The organism is Nonomuraea sp. CA-141351 (genome assembly GCF_050944675.1).
In the GTDB taxonomy this organism is placed as follows: domain Bacteria; phylum Actinomycetota; class Actinomycetes; order Streptosporangiales; family Streptosporangiaceae; genus Nonomuraea.
Window position 1 is genome coordinate 2,348,159 of record NZ_CP191982.1, and the last position, 18,920, is coordinate 2,367,078.

The window sequence follows — 18,920 nt, forward strand, 5'->3', positions numbered from 1 at the left end:
GCCGCAGGTAGCGGCTCTTGCACCTACGGCCCTCGCCCAAGGGGCGGGGGCCGTGGCTCTTGGAGAACTCTGTGAATAACCGTACGGCTGGCACCAGCTCGAGCGGCGGCAGCCGTACCGGAAGGAACCTGCCTGCCGCGATCGCGGTCGGTGTGGTGCTGGGCGCGCTCGTCCTGGGCTCCCTCTACACGATCAAGGAGCTGTTCCTCCTGGTGCTCGTCGGGGCCGTGGGCGTCGGCGTGCTGGAGCTGTCCAAGGCGTTCGCGACCCGCGACATCAAGGTGCCCGCCGTGCCGGTGGTCGCGGGCATGGCGGCGATGCAGGCGGCGGCGTACTGGGGCGGTCCGATGTGGCTGCTGGCCACGTTCGCGATGTTCGCGTTCGTGCTGCTGATCTGGCGCATGTTCAGCGAAGGGACCGAGGGCTACGTTCGCGACGCGACGGCCTCGGTGTTCACGCTGTTCTATCCGTCGATGCTCGCGGCGTTCGCGGCCCTGTTGCTGCGTACCGCGGACGGCGACCACCGGGTGCTGATCTTCATCGCGGTGACCGTGGCCAGCGACATCGGCGGCTACATCGCGGGGGTGCTGTTCGGCCGGCACAAGATGACGGTGATCAGCCCGAAGAAGACCTGGGAGGGGTTCGCCGGGTCGGTGGTCGCGTGCACGGCGGTCGGGGCCTGGCTGGTGACCTGGCTGATGCACGGCGCGATCTGGCAGGGGGCACTGATCGGCGGGCTCGCGGCGTTGCTGGCGACCGTGGGCGACCTGGTCGAGTCGATGATCAAGCGGGATCTCGGGATCAAGGATCTGGGCACCATCCTGCCCGGCCACGGCGGCCTGATGGACCGGCTCGACTCGCTGGTGACGACGCTGGTGCCCGTCTGGCTGCTGATGACACTGTTCTTCTAGTCAATGGTGCTGGGCCTCCAGGGCCTCGCTGGTGACCGGCGAGAGCCAGAGCCACCGTACGGCCTCCCCTCCGAACGCGAATCCTGACATGTCGGGCATGTGGGGTGCGTTGGCCAGCATCAGGACGCCCGAATACCGCGGCCCCAGCGGGAACGTCGAAGGCTCGTGATACCACTTCGCCGTGTGCCCGTGGCCCAGCCACGTGACCGAGTGCCACGGATACTGCGACAGCCACACCAGCAGCAGCGCCGCGTCCCGGGGGTCCTCGCGGGTCGCCACGGCCAGCTCGATCCTGGCGTACGCGCCCGGCTTGTCGATCCACTGCTCGACCGTGGGCATGCGCTGGCAGCTCATCCCGACCGTGGACAGCACGGTGAAGTCGCGGCCCTGGCGCGGCGGACGCTCGGTGATCCCGACGGTCGGCAGCCGCTCGCCGCTGGCGTCCCAGTACCTGCCCGCCGGCCCCAGCACGCGGTCCAGATGGCCCATCACGAACTGCTGGAACGACGGCCACGACCCCTCGCTGTGCCGCCAGCGCCAGTAGGACCTGGCGTTGGAGATGCGGGGCCGCAGCCCTTCGAGCGCCTCCGAGAGCGCCCAGGCGAACGGCGATTCGCCCACCGCGTCACGGGCGTAACCGGGCATGCCCCTGCTCATGTCGGCCCAGCCGGGGATGACCGCCAGCAGGTCGTCGTCCTCGTACAGGGCGACCCCGTCCCCCTCCTCGAACCACAGCGCGGTGAGCTGCCCGAGCGGCCTCCGGCCGTCCGGATGGGCGGTGTTGGCCCTGGGCATCAGCGGCGGCAGGCCGGCGTTGATCCTGGCCAGATCCACCAGGGCGGGGGCGGGGCGATGGTTGGCCAGCCAGACGGCGCCATGAACCGTGCCGTCCGGCGAGCACAGGTAAGCTACCGAGGAGTCCTCGTCCCGCTCGACCACGAGCGTCCGGCTACCGTACGGGTTGCCGACGGCGAGCACGACCTCGGCGCCACCCTCGCCAGATGCCGACCGAAAAATCGCCATACGAGATGACTGTAGATCGGGCGGTGACCATGACGCGAGCAGGAATGTCACCTCCGATCCGAGCGTTCATTACCCTGATTGACAGCCCCTCAAGCAAAGGCAGGAACGTGTCCCAGCCTCCAGGCCAGCTCACCTTCGTCGCGCCCCGGCGGGCCAAGCCCGCACGGCACCTGGCCGACCTGTCGATGGCCGACCGGCGGGCCGCGGTCACGGAGCTGGGTGAGAAGGCGTTCCGCGCCGACCAGCTCTCCCGCCACTACTTCGAGCGCCTCACCGCCGACGTCGGCGCGATGACCGACCTGCCCGCGGCCTCCCGCGAGAAGCTCGCCGAGCTGCTGCCGGACCTGCTCACCTCGGTCAAGGAGCTGACCACCGACAGGGGCACGACGCGTAAGACGCTGTGGCGGCTGTTCGATGGGGCGCTGGTGGAGTCGGTGCTCATGCGCTATCCCGACCGGGTCACGATGTGCGTGTCGTCGCAGGCCGGTTGTGGCATGAACTGCCCGTTCTGTGCCACCGGCCAGGCAGGGCTGACCCGCAACATGTCCACCGCCGAGATCGTCGAGCAGGTCGTGGCCGGGGCCCGGGCGCTGGCGGCCGGAGAGGTGCCCGGCGGGCCGGGGCGGGTGAGCAACGTCGTGTTCATGGGCATGGGGGAGCCGCTGGCCAACTACAAGGCGGTGATCGGGGCGGTCCGCCGGATGGTGGAGCCCGCGCCGCACGGGCTCGGCATCTCGGCCCGCGGCGTCACCGTCTCCACGGTCGGTCTGGTGCCCGCGATCGGCAAGCTCGCCGACGAGGGGCTGCCCGTCACGCTGGCGCTGTCGCTGCACGCGCCCGACGACGAGCTGCGTGACACGCTGGTGCCGATCAACACGCGGTGGAAGGTGTCCGAGGTCCTCGACGCCGCCTGGGCGTACGCGGCGAAGACCAAGCGGCGCATCTCGATCGAGTACGCGCTGATCAAGGACATCAACGACCAGGAGTGGCGGGCCGACCTGCTCGGCAAGCTGGTCCGCGGCAAGCTCGTGCACGTCAACCTGATTCCGCTCAATCCGACGCCCGGGTCGAAGTGGACGGCTTCCCGGCCCGAGGACGAGCGGGCGTTCGTGCGGCGGCTGGAGTTCCACGGCGTGCCGGTGACGGTGCGCGACACGCGCGGGCGCGAGATCGACGGCGCCTGCGGCCAACTCGCCGCCGCCGAGTAACCCCGCTCCCGCGCCGACCACCCCGCCACGGCCCCGCTCCTGGGCGCGTGGTGGAGGCCCTGGGATGGGCTCCGGAGCTCCTGGGCGCGTGGCTAAGGCCCTGGGAGGGCTTCGGAGGCATGGACAAGCGGACAAGCCCCCAGCGTGAAGCCGGTCGGGTGGGCCCTTTCTCAGGGAGTCCGCGCGGATCCGCCGCGAGACGGATGGGGCCGCAGGGGTGCGCTTCCCCGGGACGGTCAGCGGCGGGCTATCGAGTGGGTGACGAAACCCTCGACCAGGTCGGCGACCATGCGGGCGCCCCGGCTGTTCAGGTGGACGGTGTCGGTGGTGAGCCGGAGGCCGCGACTCCTGGAGATGGCGTCCAGGCTGCGGCGGAGCAGGAAGTGCTGGATCGCGGCGGTCTGCGGCAGCCGGCCCAGCTCCTGGTAGTGGGTGCCGGGCGTCCGGCCCTGCTCCTCCAGGTACGCGGTCATCCGCTCGTTGAGCGGCAGATACGTGACGCCCTCGTCCGCCGCGACCTGCTGGACGATCGCGCTGTATTCGGCCGTCCGCCGCACCGGGACCGAGCCGAGGTCCTCGCCGATGACCGGCAGGGAGAGCAGCGCCACCCGGGCCATCGTCTGGTCCTGCAGTCTCCTGGCGATGGTGGTGAGGTTGGCGGCGTAGCTCTCCGGGGTCGGGTCCGCCGAGAGCTTCCAACGCTTGCGTAGCGTCTGGGCGAGCTTCGGGCTGAGCGTGAAGTTCGCGTCGTTGGTGCCGATCAGTACGGTCACCACGTCCGGGTCCTGTCCGACGACGTCGTCGAGCCGCTTCACCGTTTCCGAGGACGGCTCGTAGTTGACCCCGGCATTGATCACGGTCGCCTCGGGCAGCCGCGCGCGGAGCATGGCCACGTAGTCGGCGCTCACCTGTGCGCGGGTGATGCTGTCACCCATGCAGATCACCTTCACCGTTGCCTCCTCTAGGGTGAGTGAGTGCTCACTAACCTACCCTACTGCGGAGCCACACGTACGCCCCGAGGCCGATCAGGCACCAGATCAGGGAGACGGAGGCGAGCTCGGGAAGCTGGTCGAGGAGGTGACCTGCGTTCGCCGCCTTCATCCAGGCGATGAGCGGCACGGTGAGCCAGTGCAGGGACGAGGCACTGAGCAGCAGCATCGCCAGGAACCCGAGCAGCAGCGCCATGATCGAGACGGCGGGGGAGCTGACGACCGCGCGACTGGTGAGCGCGCCCAGCGCCGTTCCGGTCAGCGTCGCCAGAGCGTGCAGGACGAGCACGGCGGTCAGCACGCCGGCCGTCGGGGCCTGGCTGACGCCGAGAAGGAGGGCCCAGCCCAGGCTGAGCGCCGCGAGCACCGTACACGTCGCGAACGCCGCCACCAGCCCCGCCGCCACCTCCCTGCCCCGCCCGCCCGCCTGGATCGCGGACATCTCGCGCTGCTGGTCGGGCTCGGTGTCGAGGAGGCTCCTCGCGGCCCAGGCCAGGACGGGAATGATCAGTACGGCGCCGTCCGTGAGCACGGAGGCCTCCGCGCCCCTCGGCGCCCGGCTGCCGTAGACGATCGCCATCAGGGCCAGGGCCAGAAGGAGTGCCTGGTACACGCGGTGCGAGCGGACGTAGGCGGCCAGGCGGAACGCGGCCAGGGCGATCATCCGGTCTCCTCGATCTCGTGGGCCTGGTAGCCCTCGCCGCGCATCCTGGTGAGGAAGTCGTGAAGCTCGGCCGCGGGTACGGTGACGGCGACCACCGCGTCCCGGCTCTCCTGGGGAACGGTGCCGATTCCCGCCGACGGTTCGGGGCGGGGTGCCGCCGTGCTCTCCTTGAGGTGGCCGTCCACCAGCGACCAGTGCCGGACGGCGGGAAGAGAGCGCAGGCCGCCCTGGTGGTCGCTGACGATGACGATGCCGCCGCGGCCCGCCACCTCGGCGGTGACCGAGGGCAGCGCCTCGCGGGTGTCGGCGTCGAGCCCGGCGAACGGCTCGTCCAGGATCAGCAGCCCCGGCTCAGCCATCAGCGCCTGGACCAGGCCGACCTTGTGCGCGCTGCCCTTCGACAGCTCGCCCAGAGGGACGTCGAGGAGGTGGCCCATGTGCAGGCGCTCGGTCCACGGCTCCCAGCGGGCGCCGCTCCGTACCCGGGCCATATGGCGCAGGTAGGCGGTCACCGTGAACGGCTGGGCGGTGGGGAACCGGTCGGGAGCGAAGCCGACGACCTCCGGGCGGCCGGTGATCGTGCCCGTCGTCGGCCGGGCGAGGCCGGACAGGAGCCGGAGCAGGGTCGACTTGCCTGCCCCGTTCACGCCCGTCAGCTCGATCACGTCGCCGGGGGCAAGCTGCGCGTCGGCGTCCTGGATGACTAAAGGACCACGCCTTCGGTACCGGAAAGAGACCTTGGACAGCTGCATGATCCTGCAACGCTATATGTCGGGTCGCATCGTCGTGATAAAGAGCCTCACAATGGAGGCACCCCCAGCACGTTCTCAAAGGAGTGGGCTTGAATCGCTTTCCGCGCGTCATGGGTATGCGTTCAGGCTATGACCCCGCCGAGGTCGACGCCCTGATCGGGCGGATCGAGTCGACGCTCGGCAGGGGCCCGCACGCCATGGCGCCCGTCACGGCCGACGAAGTGCGCCGGGCCACGTTCCGCGCCAAGCGCGGCGGCTATCACGAGACCGCGGTCGACTTCGCCTTGGAGGCGTTCGTGGTGGCACTGGAGACCCAGGCCAAGCGGCCGGTACGGCTGGCCATGGCCGAGCCGACCGGCGAGATGCTGCGCGAGGAGTGGTTCGAGACCCAGGCGGCCCGCGTCGAACGGGTGGCCTTCCGCCCGGGTCGCATGGGCACCGGCTACAACGAGGACGAGATCGACGCCTTCCTCGACCGCATCGTGGCCACCCTGCGCGGGACGACCGAGTTCCCCGTGACGGCCAAGGACGTGCGGGAGACGAAGTTCTCGACCGTGCTGTTCAGGTCCGGCTACCTGATCTCGGACGTGGACTCCTTCCTCGCGGGCATCGCGGACGTGCTGGAGCAGCGCAGCTAATGTCCTGAGCGTCGCAGCCACCATAACGTGCGCTCGGGTACCACCACGCTGTTCGCGGCTCTCGACACGGTCACCGGGAAGGTCATCGGCTCACTGCATCGCCGGCGCAAAACCCTGGTGCTCTTTTCGTACTCCGGTATGGCCGGGCTGCGTCTCCCGGGAGACACAGGGCACTGACCTGGCATGAATGCACTGGTCATCGGTGCCGGCATCGGCGGGCTTTCGACGGCGCTCAGTCTGCACGCCGCAGGGATCGACTGCGCGATCGTGGAGGCGGTGCCGGACCTGCGGCCGCTGGGGGTCGGCATCAACCTGCAGCCGCACGCGGTGCGGGAACTGGTGGAGCTGGGCTTCAGCGAAGCACTGGAGGGGACTGGGATACCGACGAACGCCCTGATCTACACCACCCGGCATGGTGACGTGGTTCTCACACTGCCGCGCGGTCGGAACGCGGGATACCACTGGCCGCAATACTCCATTCACCGTGGCCGTCTGCAGATGATCCTCCTGGATGCGGTGCTGGAGCGGCTGGGCCCGGACGCGGTGAGCCTCGGCGTGGCCTTTGAGGACTTCGAGTACGGGGCGGGAGAAGCCGGTGCGGAGCCGGTGGGGGTACGGCTGCGCGAGGTGGCCACCGGCCGGACGGTGGTGCGGACGGCGGATGTGCTGGTCGGCGCTGACGGCCTCCACTCAACGGTCAGGGCACGGCTGCATCCGGACGGCGATCCGCTGCGATGGAGCGGAATCACGATGTGGCGGGGCATCACGGAGTTGGAGTCATGTCTCGACGGGGCCTCCATGGTGGTCGCCGGGGCCGACGACGCGGCCAAGATCGTGGCGTATCCGATATGCGCGCAGACCCGCGCGCGGGGGCGGGCGCTGGTGAACTGGGTGGCCGAGGTGCGGGTGGCCGAGCCGGGGCCGGCGGTGGCCAAGGCGGACTGGCGGCGTGAGGGGCGGCTTGATGACGTGCTCCCGCATTTCGCCGGGTGGCGTCTGCCTTTCCTGGACGTGCCGACGCTGATCGCCGGGGCCGGTCAAGTCCTGGAATATCCGATGGTGGACAGGGATCCATTGCCTTTTTGGGGTGTCGGACGTGTGACGCTGGTGGGAGATGCGGCGCATCCGATGTATCCGGTGGGTTCCAACGGTGGTTCGCAGGCGGTTCTGGATGCGCGGTTCTTGGCCATGGCGCTCGCGTATGCCGGCGATCCGGTCAAGGGTTTGGCCGAATACGAAAGCCGACGCCGGACGGCGACTACCGACCTCGTCCTGGCCAGTCGGCGGTTCCCGGTGGACGAAACCGTCAAGCTGGTCGAACAACGTGCGCCCGGCGGTTTTTCTGACATCAGGGAGGTGATCACGGCGCAGGAGCTGTCCAGGATGGCGGACGCCCACAAGATAATCGCCGATATGGACGTCAAGACGCTCAATGAACGCCCGTCTTGGACCGTGCCCCAGTGACGGTGTCCCGTGCGTGACCGGTTCGCGAAGGCGCCAGTTTGCGTTCGAGCGCGCTCGAAACCATAGCGTTCCCGCCATGACGACACAGACCTGGATCATCACCGGCGCGTCCCGCGGTTTCGGGCGCGCACTGGCGGAGTCGGCGCTCGCGGCGGGCGACCACGTGGTGGCGGCGGTGCGCCGGCCCGAGAGCGTGGCCGAGTTGGAGGCCAAGTACCCGGACACCTGCCTGATCGCGAAGTTCGACGCCCGGGACGTCGCCGCGGCCGCGGACCTCGTGCGGGACACCCTCGACCGCTTCGGTCAGCTCGACGTGCTCGTGAACAACGCGGGCCGGGCCGTGGTCGGAGCGGTCGAGGAGGTCGGCGACGCGCAGTTGCGTGAGCTGATGGATCTGCACCTGTTCGGCCCTGCCGCGCTCGTCCGCGCGGCGCTGCCCGCGATGCGCGCGCGGGGCGCCGGGACGATCGTGCAGATGAGCAGCCAGGGCGGGCGGATGTCGTTCCCCGGCGTGTCGACGTACTCAGCGTCGAAGTTCGCCCTCGAAGGCTGGTCCGAGGCCCTGGCTGGGGAGGTCGCGCCGTTCGGGATCCGCGTGATGATCGTCGAGCCCAGCCGGTTCCGGACCGATTTCAACGCGGGCGACGTGCTCGAGTTCGCCGAGGCGTCGGATACCTACCGTGACCTGCTCGCCCACGTCCGCGCGGACATGGCCGGGGCCGACGGCCTCCAGGAAGGTGACCCGGCGCGGGCAGCCGAGATCATCGTGTCCCTCGCGCACAGTGACGAGGTGCCGCTGCGGCTGCCGCTCGGGCGCGAGGCGGTCGAGCGGATCTCGGGTGCGTACCGGCGTGGCCTGGACGAGGTCGAGCGGTGGGCCGAGACTGCCCGCAGCGCCGACTTCGAGGGCGTCCCGTCGTCGGTCCGGCCGATCTAGGCTGGCTGTCATGGCCACCGACGATCTGATGACCAGGGCGCTCGAAACCCTCGGGGACGACGGCCCGCCTTCGGTCGAGGCGATCCACCGCCTCACCGAGCCGGCCGACGTGCCCGAGTCGATGGTGATCGCTGAGGTCGCCGACCTCCTCGACATCTCGCCCCACACGCTGCGCTACTACGAGCGGGCCGGGCTGGTCGAGGTGGCCCGCGACAACAACGGTCATCGCGTCTACGACGCCGAAGCGGTGCGGCGCCTGGTGTTCATCACCCGGATGCGGCTGTCCGGCATGCCGATGCGCGATCTGCAGCACTACATCTCGCTCGTCGACGCCGGGGAGCAGACAGTGCCCGAGCGGCTCGACCTGCTGCTCGAACATCGCGACACCACCCGCCGCCGGATCCGTGAGCTGACCCTTTCCCTCACGGCGATCGAGTACAAGATCGCCACGTACGGGGGCTCGACCGGGCCCGACGTTCAGGCCCTCGGCACCGCCACCGACCGCACGGCGCTGCCGCACGAGCCGCTGCGACGGGCACTACCGTCAGGGTGAGGGGCGCCGACGCGCGAAGGCGATCTGACGTGCGGTGATCCTAGGCGTTCTCGACTGCCGCGAGCAGCCCGCCGAGGTCGGGCAGGACCTGCTGGATGATCTTCTCGTGCTCGGGACGCTCACCGTGACGGTTGATCCACACCCGCGGGATGTCGAGCCGGTGCGCGGGGACCATGTCGTGGAAATAGCTCTGCGCCACATGCACCCATGTCGTCGGCTCGTACGAGCACCTGAACGCCTCGAAGTGCGCGTCGGACGGCTTGTAGGCGCCCACGTCCTCCGACGTCACCACCGCGTCGAACGGCACGGGCAGCCGCCGCCGCGTCTCGGCGACGAGGTCGCGGTCGCAGTTGGTGAGCAGCGCCAGGCGCCAGCCCGCCGCGCGCAGCGCCGACAGCTCGGCGCCGACCTCAGGGAAGACCGGCCAGTACGGGAGCGTGGTGCCCAGCACCGAGGCGTCGTCCTCGTTGAGCTCGACCTTCTCGTCGGCGCAGGCCCTGCGGAGCGCCTCGGCCATCACGTGGCGGTAGCGGAGCGCCGGAGATTCGGCCTGCACGACGTGCTCGTGCCGGTTGTACGCCTCCAGCAGCCGCGCCCCTTGGCCCGGCGCGATCAGGTCGGCGCTGGTGCGGATGCCGTGCCGCCAGTCGACAAGTGTCCCGAAACAGTCGAACGTTGCCCATCGCATAGGTCCCATAATGAGGCCCATGGCGATGTCCGTGCGTGCTGTCGAGCCACAAGATCTCGCTGACGTGACCCGGGTGTTGACCGAGAGCTGGGGCGGCTCCACGGTGGTCGCGATGGGCCGCGGCGAACTGGTCGACGCCGCCGCCCAGCCCGGTTTCGTCGCCGAGCTCGATGGCGAGTTGGCCGGGATCATCACCTACGCGCAGCGCGGCGACTCCGTGGAGATCATCACGATCAACGCCGTGATCCCCGGCAAGGGGGTCGGCGCCACGCTGCTCGACGCGGTACGCGCCGTGGCCACCGAGCGCGGGGCGGCCAGGCTCTGGCTGATCACCACCAATGACAACACCCACGCGCTGCGCTTCTACCAGCGCTACGGCTTCGACCTGATCGGCCTGCACAGGCACGGCGTGGACCGCGCGCGGAAGCTCAAGCCCAGCATCCCCGCCGAGGCCGACGGCATCCCGATCCGGCACGAGCTGGAGCTGGAGCTCCCCCTCTGACCTCCGGCGTGCGGGCCGGGGGCCGTTGGGGGAGAGCAGCCGACCCGGGGGCCCGGGGCGGTGTCAGTGGAGGATCCGGCGGAGGGCGCTCTCCAGGCGAGCCGCGGGCGTGCCGCCGTCCCCGGGCTCGGGTGTGTCGGAGCGCCAGGCCACGTATCCGTCCGGGCGGACCAGGACGGCGTCGCAGCCGTAGCGGGACTGCCAGTGGCCCTCCACGTCGATCAGGTCCGGCCCGATCCGGTACGCCCGCACCCCCTCGACCGCCGCCCGCGCCCACGAATCCCCACCGGGCCCGCACAGCAGCACGAACGAGTCGTGGAACAGGTCGTGCACGCCGATCCGCCGCCCGTCCATGTCCAGCCAGAGGTGCGGTGCCCGGGTGCCGGGGCGCGCGTGCTGTGACACCCCGTCGCCGAACACCGGGCCGGGCGCGGCCCCGATCATCGCCGTGGAGGCGTACCGCTGGCCGAGGATGGCCGTGATCGGGTCCATCGGGTCTTCTTCGGGAGTGGGGCTGAACCTGGCGTTCTGGCTGCGTACGGTCAGGTCGGCCAGCTCCAGCGCCACCGGCCGGCGCTCGGCCTCGTACGTGTCGAGCAGCGCGTCCGAGGCCCGCCCGGCGAGCACCGCTGCGAGCTTCCAGGCGAGGTTGTGCGCGTCCTGGACCGCCGAGTTGGCGCCCAGTGCCTGGGCCGGCGGCCACACGTGCGCGGCGTCCCCGGCGAGGAAGACCCGGCCGGAACGGTAGCTGTCGGCCACGCCGACCGCCTCCGTCCACGTCGCCTTGCTGACCAGCTCGACCGGCACGTCGCGGCCGATGAGAGCCTTGGCGGCGGTGACGCAGCGCTCGTCGGTGAAGTCGCCGGGCGATTCCTCGCGCGGGTCGTACATCAGGGACAGGCCCCAGTGGTCACGCATCGCGTGGGAGACGAATCCTCCTGAGACCGGGCTGCCGGGTGCGCCGATCATCCAGAACAGGGCCCGCTTGGTGATGATGTCAGACAGGTCTGCTTTGAAGACGAAGGTCACGAAGTGGCGCAGGGGGCCGAGGCCGCTGCGGGCGATGCCGAGCCGCTCCCGGATGGCGCCGCCGTAGCCGTCGGCGCCGATCACGTACTGGGCCCTGATCGTGCGCCGCTCGCCGGTGGCGCGGTTGTCCACCACGGCCGTCACGCCGTCGTCGTCGGGGTCGATCGACTGGCACTGCGTGCCGAACCACAGCTCCGCGCCCCGGGCGCGGGCGGCCTCGATGAGGATCGGCTCGACCGTGCTCTGGTCGGCCATGCAGAACTCGCCGGCGGTCAGCTCGGGCAGCGCCCGCGGGAACTCGTCGCCGAACAACCAATGCCACTCGTCCACCAGCGTCGCGCAGCGGGCCACGCCGGCCTCCTCCTCGAAGGGCCGGCCCGCCTCCATCACGCGCTGCTCCAGGCCGAGCGGCCGGTAGATCTCGAGGGTGCGCGGGTTGATCCCCCTGGCCCTGCCCAGGATCGACGCGCCGGGGTGGCGGTCGACCAGCAGGCAGGGCACGCCCTGATGGGAGAGGAAGAGCGCCGAGGCAAGGCCCGCGTAGCCGCCCCCGACGATCAGGACCGGGACGTCTTGCACGATGTGGTCTCCAAGTTGCGCGCGGGGTCGTCGACCGTGGGGTGGGTGCGGTTCTTCTGGGCCTGGCGGACGTCGCGGAAGTACTCGCGGGACATCATCGCGGTGATGATCGCGACACCGCGGCGCTGGACCCGGACCTCGCTCGTGGCGGCCGTGCCGACCAGGCGGATGCGCCGCCCGGAGCCCTCGGTGGGCGCCTCATAGTCCTTGACCTTGCCCCTGCCGGTCCACTGCAGGTCCCAATGGTCGACGGTGGCGTCATCGGGAACCAGCAGCTTGACCACGCCGTGGTCGAGGTCCAGCCGGACCTCCACCTCGTCGGGCAGACCGGGGGAGCGCAGGTCGATGGTGCTCTTGCCGTAACGGTTGCGGACCTCGAAGCGGCCGGCGGTGGTCCAGTTGCCCAGACGCTTGGTGTCTGCGTGGTCGGTGTGGATTCGCTCAACATCGCTCATGGCTCGATAGTTGCATTGAAACTAGTCCTTCGTCAACTAGTAACTTTGGGGCTAGTATTAATGCATGGCTCTCGACCGCGGCTCGCCGCTCTCCCTGACCGTGCTGGCCCTCCTGCGCTACCAGCCGCTGCATCCGTACGGCATCCAGCGCCTGCTCAAGCAGTGGGGCAAAGACCTGGTGGTCAACGTCGGCCAGCGGGCCGGCCTCTACCGGACCATCGACCGGCTGCTGGAGGGCGGCCTGATCAGGGTCCGCGAGACGGGGCGCGACCAGCAGTACCCCGAGCGCACGGTCTACGAGCTCACCACCGAGGGCGAGGCGGCGTTGCGCAAGTGGCTGGACGAGATGCTCAGCACGCCCAAGCAGGAGTTCCCGCAGTTCCCCGCGGCACTGGCGAACGCTCTCCTGCTCGCCCCGGAGGAGCTGGCGGAGATATTCGAGCGGCGTGAGCAGGCGGTCGCCCAGACGCTGGCCGGACTGGACGCGGCCCTGGCCGCCGAGGCCGGCCTGCCGCGCGTCACCATGCTGGAGGTCGAATACCTGCGTGAGATGACGGCCGCGGAGGACCGGTGGCTCCGTGCCGTCATCGAGGACCTGCGGGCCGGGCGGCTCACCTGGTCGCTGGAGTCGTTGGAGGGGGCTGCGGGCGTGTGGGAGGCGTCTTGACCTCCGCATGATCGGCCGGGCCTCTCGAGTCTCGCAGCAGGGCCACGATCACTCCCGCCACCGGGGCGGCCAGGAACGCGCCTATGATGCCCGCGATCAGGCTGCCCACCGCGATGGCGAGCAGGATGATCGCTCCGGGCAGGTCCAGGGCCCTGCCGTAGATCTGCGGGGCCAGGACGTGCCCCTCGATCTGCTGCACCGCCACGGTCACCCCGACCACGATGAGCGCCACCAGCCAGCCCTTGGCCACGAACGCCACCACCGCGGCCAGCAGGCCCGCCGTGAACGCGCCCACCACAGGCAGGTACGCCCCGACGAACGTCAGCACCGCCAGCGGCAACGCGATCGGCACCCCCAGGAGCCACAGGGCCGATCCGATGAAGAGCGCGTCGACCGCGCCCACCATCGCGATCCCGCGGATGTAGCGGCCGATCACGGTGATGACCAGGTGACCGGCCTCGGTGAGGCGTGCCCTCGCCGAGGCGGGCGCGAGTTCCACGGCCCAGTGGAAGAGCCGGTCGCCGCCGTGCACGAAGTACACCGACAGGATGACCGCGAGCACCGCCCCGACGACGATCTCGCCCACCGTCCTGACCCCGGCCAGCGCGCCGGTGGTGATCTGGCGGCCCTGGCCTGTCAGGTAGTCCTTGGCCTGCGCCGCGAGCCGCCGCGGATCGAGGCCGTACCTGGCGGTCAGCTGGTGCAGGTTGTCGAGCAGCTTGCCGAAGCTGGTCCGCAGCTCGGACACGCTGTCAATGGTGGGCGGCACCACCAGCGCGAACAGGCCCGCCGCCAGCAGGATGCCGCCCACGAAGACGATCGCGGTGGACAGGGCGCGGTTCAGCCCGCGTGACCTGAGCCAGCGGGCAGCGGGCAGGAGCAGCGCCGTGATGAACACGCCGATGACGATCGAGACCACCACCGTGCGTACGTGATAAAGGCAGAAGCCGGCCACCGCGATCAGCGCGACCCAACCGAGCAGCCGCCACGGCCTCATCCCCTGCCCCCTGTTCTGCCTGGTCAGAGGCGTTCCCCAGTGGGCTCGGCGGCAATCCTGGTCAGCCGGGCGGAGTGATGTGGGGACGCTGGGAGAGCTTGTTCACCTCGTACGTCTCCCGCGCCGCCTGGGTCGCGTCCGTCGTGCCGACCGCCGCCACGGGCACGTCCCACCACGCCTCAGAGGAGGGGGCGTCGTCCGCCATCGGGTCGGTGCGGACGTAGATCACCGTGGTCTCGCTCGCCGAGCGCGCCGCGTCGAGCGCCTTGCGCAGGTCGGAGACCGACTCGGGACGCAGGACCGACGCGCCGAGGCTGGCCGCGTTGGCGGCGAGGTCGACCGGCAGCGGGCCGCCGTCGAGGTGCCGGTAGGAGGTGCCGAGCCGCTCCGCGCCGACGCTCTCCGACAGCCGTCCGATGGAGGCGAAGCCGGAGTTGTCCACCAGGACGACGATCAGCTTGATCCCCTCGGAGATCGCCGTGACGAGCTCCTGGGACATCATCAGGTACGAGCCGTCGCCCACCATGACGAACACCTCGCGCTCCGGCGCCGCCATCTTGACGCCCAGGCCGCCGGCGATCTCGTAGCCCATGCAGGAGTAGCCGTACTCGACGTGGTAGCTGCCCGGGCCGCTCGGACGCCAGAGCTTGTGCAGGTCGCCGGGCATCGAACCGGCCGCGCACACCACCACGCCGTCGTCGCCCGCCGCGGCGTTGACCGCGCCGATCACCGCTGACTGGGGCAGCGGGGAGCCCTCCAGCGCGTACGCGTGGTCCACGGCCGCGTCCCACGACCGGGTCAGCTCGGCGGCCCGCACGCGGTAGGCGTCCGGCGGGCCGCTCCAGCCCGCGAAAGCCTCGACCAGGTCCGCCAGCCCCTCGCGGGCGTCGGCCACGAGCTGCATGCCCGACAGCTTGGCGGCGTCGAAGGCGGTGATGTTGAGGTTCAGGAACCGGGCCTCGGGCGCGAAGATCGTGCGTGAGGCCGTGGTGAAGTCGCTGTAGCGGGTGCCGACGCCGATGATCAGGTCGGCCTCGCGGGCCAGCGCGTTGGCCGCCGTGGTGCCGGTGGCGCCGATCGCCCCCATGGCGAGCGGGTGCCCGTACGGGAGCGCGCCCTTGCCGGCCTGCGTCTCGGCCACCGGGATGCCGTACGTCTCGGCGAAGATCCGCAGCTGCTCCGTGGCCTCGCTGTAGATCGCCCCGCCGCCCGCCACGATCAGCGGACGCTCGGCCGACTTGACCAGCCGGGCCGCCCTGAACACGGCGGCCCGCTCGGGGGCGGGCCTGGGGATGTGCCACACGCGGCGCGCGAACAGCTCGTCCGGCCAGTCGTACGCCTCCGCCTGCACGTCCTGCGGCAACGCCAGCGTCACCGCGCCGGTCTCGGCGGGATCGGTGAGCACGCGCATGGCGGCCAGCAGCGCGGACGGTAGCTGCTCGGGGCGGTTGATCCGGTCCCAGTAGCGGGAGACCGGCTTGAAGCAGTCGTTGACGGAGATGTCGTACGAGCGCTGATCCTCCAGCTCCTGCAGCACCGGGCCGGCCACGCGGGTGGAGAAGATGTCGCCGGGCAGCAGCAGCACCGGCAGCCGGTTGATCGTCGCGCCGGCCGCGCCGGTGATCATGTTGGTCGCGCCGGGACCGATGGAGGTGGTGCAGGCCAGGGTGGCCAGGCGGTTGGAGGCCCGGGCGTAGGCGGCGGCCGTGTGAACCATGGCCTGCTCGTTGCGGCTCAGGTGGTAGGGGAGGTCCTCGGTGGAGGTGGCCAGCGCCTGGCCGAGCCCGGCGACGTTGCCGTGGCCGAAGATGCCGCAGACGCCGCCGAAGAACCTGTGCTCGACTCCGTCGCGCTCGCTCCATTGCTGGGCCAGGAAGCGTACGACGGCCTGCGCGACGGTCAACTGGGTCATGAGGTCCTCCCGAACGGCAGTCTGGGGTCGGTGGGCTGAGCTTCCCAGGAGGAGCGGATCCAGGCGTGGCGCGGGTCGTCGCAGAACGCCATCGAACGCTGCTCCGCCGGGCCTGCCAGGACGTTCAGGTAGTACAGGTCGTAGCCGGGGGCGGCCATGGACGGGCCGTGGTAGCCGTACGGGACCAGGACGACGTCGCCGGAGGAGACCTCGGCCAGGGTGTCGATGTGGCCGCGCTCCGAGGAGTAGACGCGCTGGTAGCCGATGCCCTGGTCGTTCACCTCGAAGTAGTAGATCTCCTCCAGGACCGCCTCGCCCGGGTTGTCGGTGTCGTGTTTGTGCGGCGGGTACGACGACCAGTTGCCGCCCGGTGTGAGGACCTCCACGGCCATGAGCTTGTGGCAGTCGAAGGCGTCGGGGGAGGCGAAGTTGTTCACCTGGCGGGTGGCCTGGCCGGCGCCGCGGATCTCGACCGAGACTTCCGCCGAGGCCACATAACGCGGCTCGAGGGCGCGGGTGGCGCGGGCCGAGGGCAGGGCGATCCGTCCGGCGCCCTCAAGGGTCACGTGGGTGCCGATCGGGATGTAGGCGAAGTCGCTCGGCCCGTCGAACACCGAACGCCTGCCCGCCAGCACGAACGTATCGGCCGGGATCGTCACCGTGCAGGAGCCCGAGAGCGGGAGGACCAGCATCTCCTCGTCGCCCGTGTCGAAGGAGACAGGGGCGTCCGTCAGGTCCACCACGCGCAGGCCCGAGTACGTCCAGCCGGCCAGGGCCGGAGTGATCTCGACCGACCAGGGGCCGGTGGCGGCCTTGCCGTACGGAATGTAGGTCATTTGCGAGCCTCCCGAACCAGGGCCGCGGCGCCGTCCACCGCGGTCGCCACGTCGTCGTCCGGCGGATAGAGCAGCGCGCGGCCCACCACGAGGCCCCGGACCCCGGGAAGGGCGAGGGCGCGGTGCCAGTCGGCGTAGGCGGCGTCGATGTCCGGCGGGTCGCCGCCGAGCAGCAGGGCGGGGAGCGTGGTGGCGGCCATCACGCGCTCCATCTCCGCCACGGCCGGGATCTTGAGCCAGGTGTACGCCGAGGTCGCGCCGAGCGCCTGGGCGACGCTGATCGCCCGGATCACGGCCTCGGGAGACAGGTCGTTGCGGACGGCCCCCGACTCCGTGCGCATCGACCAGAAGGGCTCCACCATGGCCATCAGGCGGCGGCCGGCCAGGTCCGTGACCGCGCGGGCGCAGGACTCCAGAGTGGACACGGTCGCGTGGTCGTTCGGGTCGATGCGGCACAGCATCTTGCCGCCGTCCAGGCGCATCGTGTCGATCGAGGCCGCGTCGAAGCCGGTGAAGCGGTCGTCCAGCTCGAAGACCGAGCCCTGCAGGCCGCCCCTGTTCATGGAGCCGAAGGCCAGCTTGTTCTCCAGCGCGCCCAGCAGGAGCAGGTCCTCCAGCACGTCGGGCGAGGCCAGGATGCCGTCCACGCCGGGGCGGGCAAGTGCCACCTGGAGGCGGTCGAGCAGGTCCGTGCGGCTGGCCATGGCCAGCGGCCGGTCGCGTACGGCCAGGGAGCCGCGGGCCGGGTGGTCGGCGGCGATGATCAGCAGCCGCTCGCCCTCGCCCGGCAGGCCGCGCCGCTGCCGCCGGGCCGCGGCCTCGGCGATCTCCTCCGGGCGCGTCGCCCTGATGTGGGTGAGCCGCTCGTACCCGGCGGTCCTGGGCAGTGTGATGTCGCTCAAGAGCCCACCCCGTTCAGCAGATCTTCCACTTCCGCCGTGGACGGCATCGCATCGGCGCAGGCCAGGCGGGCGGCCACGAACGCGCCCGCCGCGTTGGCGAAGCGCACCGTGCGCTCCAGCGGCCAGCCGCGCAGCAGCCCGAGGCAGAGGGCGCCGCCGAAAGCGTCGCCCGCCCCGATGCCGTTGACCACCTTCACCTCCACCGGCTCCACCACGGCGCTCTCCTCAGAGGTACGCGCGAGAACCCCCTCAGGGCCCATTTTCACAATCGCCACTTTCACGCCCGCATCCAGGAGCGCCTGAGCGGCGGCCTCCGGGTCGCGCACGCCGACCGCGGTCTCCACCTCGTCCAGGTTGCCGACGGCGACGTTCGCGTACGGGAGCGTCCGCCGTACCGCCTCGTGGGCGGCCTCCCGCGACTTCCACAGCGACGGCCGCCAGTCGAGGTCGAACACCGTCCAGCCCGACTCGCGCACCGCCAGGGCGGCGGCGTGGGCGGCGGCGCTCGGCTCCTGGCTCAGCCCGGTCAGCGAGAACCAGAACAGGCTCGTGTCCGCTATCGCCTCGAGGTCCAGGTGGGACGGGGAGATCTGCAGGTCAGGAGGGTGCTCGCCGCGGTAGAAGTAGATCGGGAAGTGGTCTGGAGGGAAGATCTCGCAGAACGTGACGGGCGTCGGCGGGCCCTCGATGGTGCTCACGAAGGCGTCGTCCACGCCGAAGCCGCGGATCGCCCGCCGTACGAAGTCGCCGAACGGGTCCGCTCCCACACCGGTGATCACGGCAGAGCGCAGCCCGTGTCGCGCCGCGGCGACGGCCACGTTGGTCGGGCTGCCGCCGAGGAACTTGCCGAAGGTCTCGACGTCGGCCAGTCCGACGCCGGTCTGCAGCGGGTAGACGTCGACGCCGCAGCGGCCGATCGTGATCAGGTCGTACACGGTGGGCCGCGGCGGGCGGCCTTCCGCAGGTCGCGGATTCTGCACCAACGCACCTCCAGGGACGGAGCTTACCTTCGACACTATGGCATATTGTCATGACATACGGATGTCCGCTATGTTGCCTAGTGTGCCCCGACCGAAACCATGCGACTCACATCGCATAGTGTCGGACTGTTAGCTCCCCCTTGTCCGGGCAAAGATGCAGCATGCGGGCACATCCTCAAACTATGGCCGGGTCTTTACGTCATATGGATGTCATGACATATTGGCCGATGGCTT

General features: G+C 70.5%; 20 protein-coding genes. 8 read left to right on the forward strand and 12 right to left on the reverse strand.

Translation table 11 applies throughout. The annotated features are described in order from the left end of the window. Positions 1 to 71 precede the first annotated feature (71 nt). Positions 72 to 911, forward strand: coding sequence for a phosphatidate cytidylyltransferase (locus ACQPWU_RS11595; protein ID WP_433439005.1), 840 nt, complete (start codon positions 72 to 74; stop codon positions 909 to 911). On the opposite strand, the gene ACQPWU_RS11600 is transcribed toward ACQPWU_RS11595, so the two are convergent. Beyond that, positions 912 to 1,934 (reverse strand): suppressor of fused domain protein, encoded by a 1,023-nt coding sequence (locus ACQPWU_RS11600; RefSeq protein WP_433439007.1) that lies wholly within the window; start codon positions 1,932 to 1,934, stop codon positions 912 to 914. A gap of 107 nt (positions 1,935 to 2,041) precedes the next feature. On the opposite strand from ACQPWU_RS11600, the gene rlmN reads away from it, so the two are divergent. Next, complete coding sequence (gene rlmN, locus ACQPWU_RS11605; protein ID WP_433439010.1) at positions 2,042 to 3,142, forward strand: 23S rRNA (adenine(2503)-C(2))-methyltransferase RlmN; 1,101 nt, start codon at positions 2,042 to 2,044, stop codon at positions 3,140 to 3,142. A 236-nt stretch (positions 3,143 to 3,378) separates the two neighbouring features. Here the strand turns inward: rlmN and ACQPWU_RS11610 are convergent, their stop codons facing one another. Genes ACQPWU_RS11610 through ACQPWU_RS11620 form a run of 3 tightly spaced genes read right to left on the reverse strand, consistent with a single transcriptional unit; the run spans position 3,379 to position 5,547 of the window. Further along, positions 3,379 to 4,077, reverse strand: coding sequence for an SGNH/GDSL hydrolase family protein (locus ACQPWU_RS11610; protein ID WP_433439012.1), 699 nt, complete (start codon positions 4,075 to 4,077; stop codon positions 3,379 to 3,381). 46 nt (positions 4,078 to 4,123) lie between these two features. Next, positions 4,124 to 4,795: a hypothetical protein gene (locus ACQPWU_RS11615; protein WP_433439015.1), complete on the reverse strand. Its 672-nt coding sequence runs from the start codon at positions 4,793 to 4,795 to the stop codon at positions 4,124 to 4,126. Beyond that, complete coding sequence (locus ACQPWU_RS11620; RefSeq protein WP_433439017.1) at positions 4,792 to 5,547, reverse strand: ABC transporter ATP-binding protein; 756 nt, start codon at positions 5,545 to 5,547, stop codon at positions 4,792 to 4,794. The genes ACQPWU_RS11615 and ACQPWU_RS11620 overlap by 4 nt, the downstream gene beginning before the upstream one ends. An 89-nt stretch (positions 5,548 to 5,636) precedes the next feature. Between ACQPWU_RS11620 and ACQPWU_RS11625 the strand changes: the two genes are divergently transcribed. The 4 genes from ACQPWU_RS11625 (at position 5,637) to ACQPWU_RS11640 (ending at position 9,139) form a co-directional block, all read left to right on the forward strand. Further along, positions 5,637 to 6,185, forward strand: coding sequence for a DivIVA domain-containing protein (locus ACQPWU_RS11625; protein WP_433439020.1), 549 nt, complete (start codon positions 5,637 to 5,639; stop codon positions 6,183 to 6,185). Positions 6,186 to 6,368: 183 nt separating this feature from the next. Further along, entirely contained in the window at positions 6,369 to 7,649 is a 1,281-nt protein-coding gene (locus tag ACQPWU_RS11630) for a flavin-dependent oxidoreductase (RefSeq protein ID WP_433439022.1), read from the forward strand. Between the two features lie 76 nt (positions 7,650 to 7,725). After that, complete coding sequence (locus tag ACQPWU_RS11635) at positions 7,726 to 8,586, forward strand: SDR family NAD(P)-dependent oxidoreductase (protein ID WP_433439024.1); 861 nt, start codon at positions 7,726 to 7,728, stop codon at positions 8,584 to 8,586. Positions 8,587 to 8,596: 10 nt separating this feature from the next. Next, positions 8,597 to 9,139 (forward strand): MerR family transcriptional regulator, encoded by a 543-nt coding sequence (locus ACQPWU_RS11640; RefSeq protein WP_433439026.1) that lies wholly within the window; start codon positions 8,597 to 8,599, stop codon positions 9,137 to 9,139. A 40-nt stretch (positions 9,140 to 9,179) separates the two neighbouring features. Here ACQPWU_RS11640 and ACQPWU_RS11645 read toward each other — a convergent pair whose 3' ends face one another. Next, positions 9,180 to 9,827, reverse strand: a complete 648-nt coding sequence (locus ACQPWU_RS11645) for an HAD-IA family hydrolase (RefSeq protein WP_433439028.1) — start codon at positions 9,825 to 9,827, stop codon at positions 9,180 to 9,182. Positions 9,828 to 9,846: 19 nt separating this feature from the next. On the opposite strand from ACQPWU_RS11645, the gene ACQPWU_RS11650 reads away from it, so the two are divergent. Then, positions 9,847 to 10,329 (forward strand): GNAT family N-acetyltransferase, encoded by a 483-nt coding sequence (locus ACQPWU_RS11650; RefSeq protein WP_433439030.1) that lies wholly within the window; start codon positions 9,847 to 9,849, stop codon positions 10,327 to 10,329. 63 nt (positions 10,330 to 10,392) lie between these two features. On the opposite strand, the gene ACQPWU_RS11655 is transcribed toward ACQPWU_RS11650, so the two are convergent. Beyond that, positions 10,393 to 11,937: an FAD-dependent monooxygenase gene (locus ACQPWU_RS11655; protein ID WP_433439032.1), complete on the reverse strand. Its 1,545-nt coding sequence runs from the start codon at positions 11,935 to 11,937 to the stop codon at positions 10,393 to 10,395. Next, entirely contained in the window at positions 11,916 to 12,392 is a 477-nt protein-coding gene (locus ACQPWU_RS11660) for a hypothetical protein (RefSeq protein ID WP_433439034.1), read from the reverse strand. The genes ACQPWU_RS11655 and ACQPWU_RS11660 overlap by 22 nt, the downstream gene beginning before the upstream one ends. 64 nt (positions 12,393 to 12,456) lie before the next feature. On the opposite strand from ACQPWU_RS11660, the gene ACQPWU_RS11665 reads away from it, so the two are divergent. Next, on the forward strand, positions 12,457 to 13,059 hold the full coding sequence (locus tag ACQPWU_RS11665) for a PadR family transcriptional regulator (protein WP_433439037.1): 603 nt from the start codon (positions 12,457 to 12,459) through the stop codon (positions 13,057 to 13,059). Here the strand turns inward: ACQPWU_RS11665 and ACQPWU_RS11670 are convergent. The 5 genes from ACQPWU_RS11670 to iolC form a co-directional block, all read right to left on the reverse strand. Then, positions 13,004 to 14,056, reverse strand: a complete 1,053-nt coding sequence (locus ACQPWU_RS11670; RefSeq protein ID WP_433439039.1) for an AI-2E family transporter — start codon at positions 14,054 to 14,056, stop codon at positions 13,004 to 13,006. The genes ACQPWU_RS11665 and ACQPWU_RS11670 overlap by 56 nt on opposite strands. 61 nt (positions 14,057 to 14,117) lie before the next feature. After that, entirely contained in the window at positions 14,118 to 15,968 is a 1,851-nt protein-coding gene (gene iolD / locus ACQPWU_RS11675) for a 3D-(3,5/4)-trihydroxycyclohexane-1,2-dione acylhydrolase (decyclizing) (RefSeq protein ID WP_433439041.1), read from the reverse strand. Beyond that, positions 15,965 to 16,804, reverse strand: a complete 840-nt coding sequence (iolB, locus tag ACQPWU_RS11680; protein WP_433439043.1) for a 5-deoxy-glucuronate isomerase — start codon at positions 16,802 to 16,804, stop codon at positions 15,965 to 15,967. The genes iolD and iolB overlap by 4 nt, the downstream gene beginning before the upstream one ends. Beyond that, positions 16,801 to 17,706, reverse strand: a complete 906-nt coding sequence (locus ACQPWU_RS11685; RefSeq protein ID WP_433439045.1) for a Cgl0159 family (beta/alpha)8-fold protein — start codon at positions 17,704 to 17,706, stop codon at positions 16,801 to 16,803. The genes iolB and ACQPWU_RS11685 overlap by 4 nt, the downstream gene beginning before the upstream one ends. Then, positions 17,703 to 18,686: a 5-dehydro-2-deoxygluconokinase gene (gene iolC, locus ACQPWU_RS11690; RefSeq protein WP_433439047.1), complete on the reverse strand. Its 984-nt coding sequence runs from the start codon at positions 18,684 to 18,686 to the stop codon at positions 17,703 to 17,705. Before iolC ends, ACQPWU_RS11685 begins: the two co-directional genes overlap by 4 nt. Between the last annotated feature and the right edge of the window lie 234 nt (positions 18,687 to 18,920).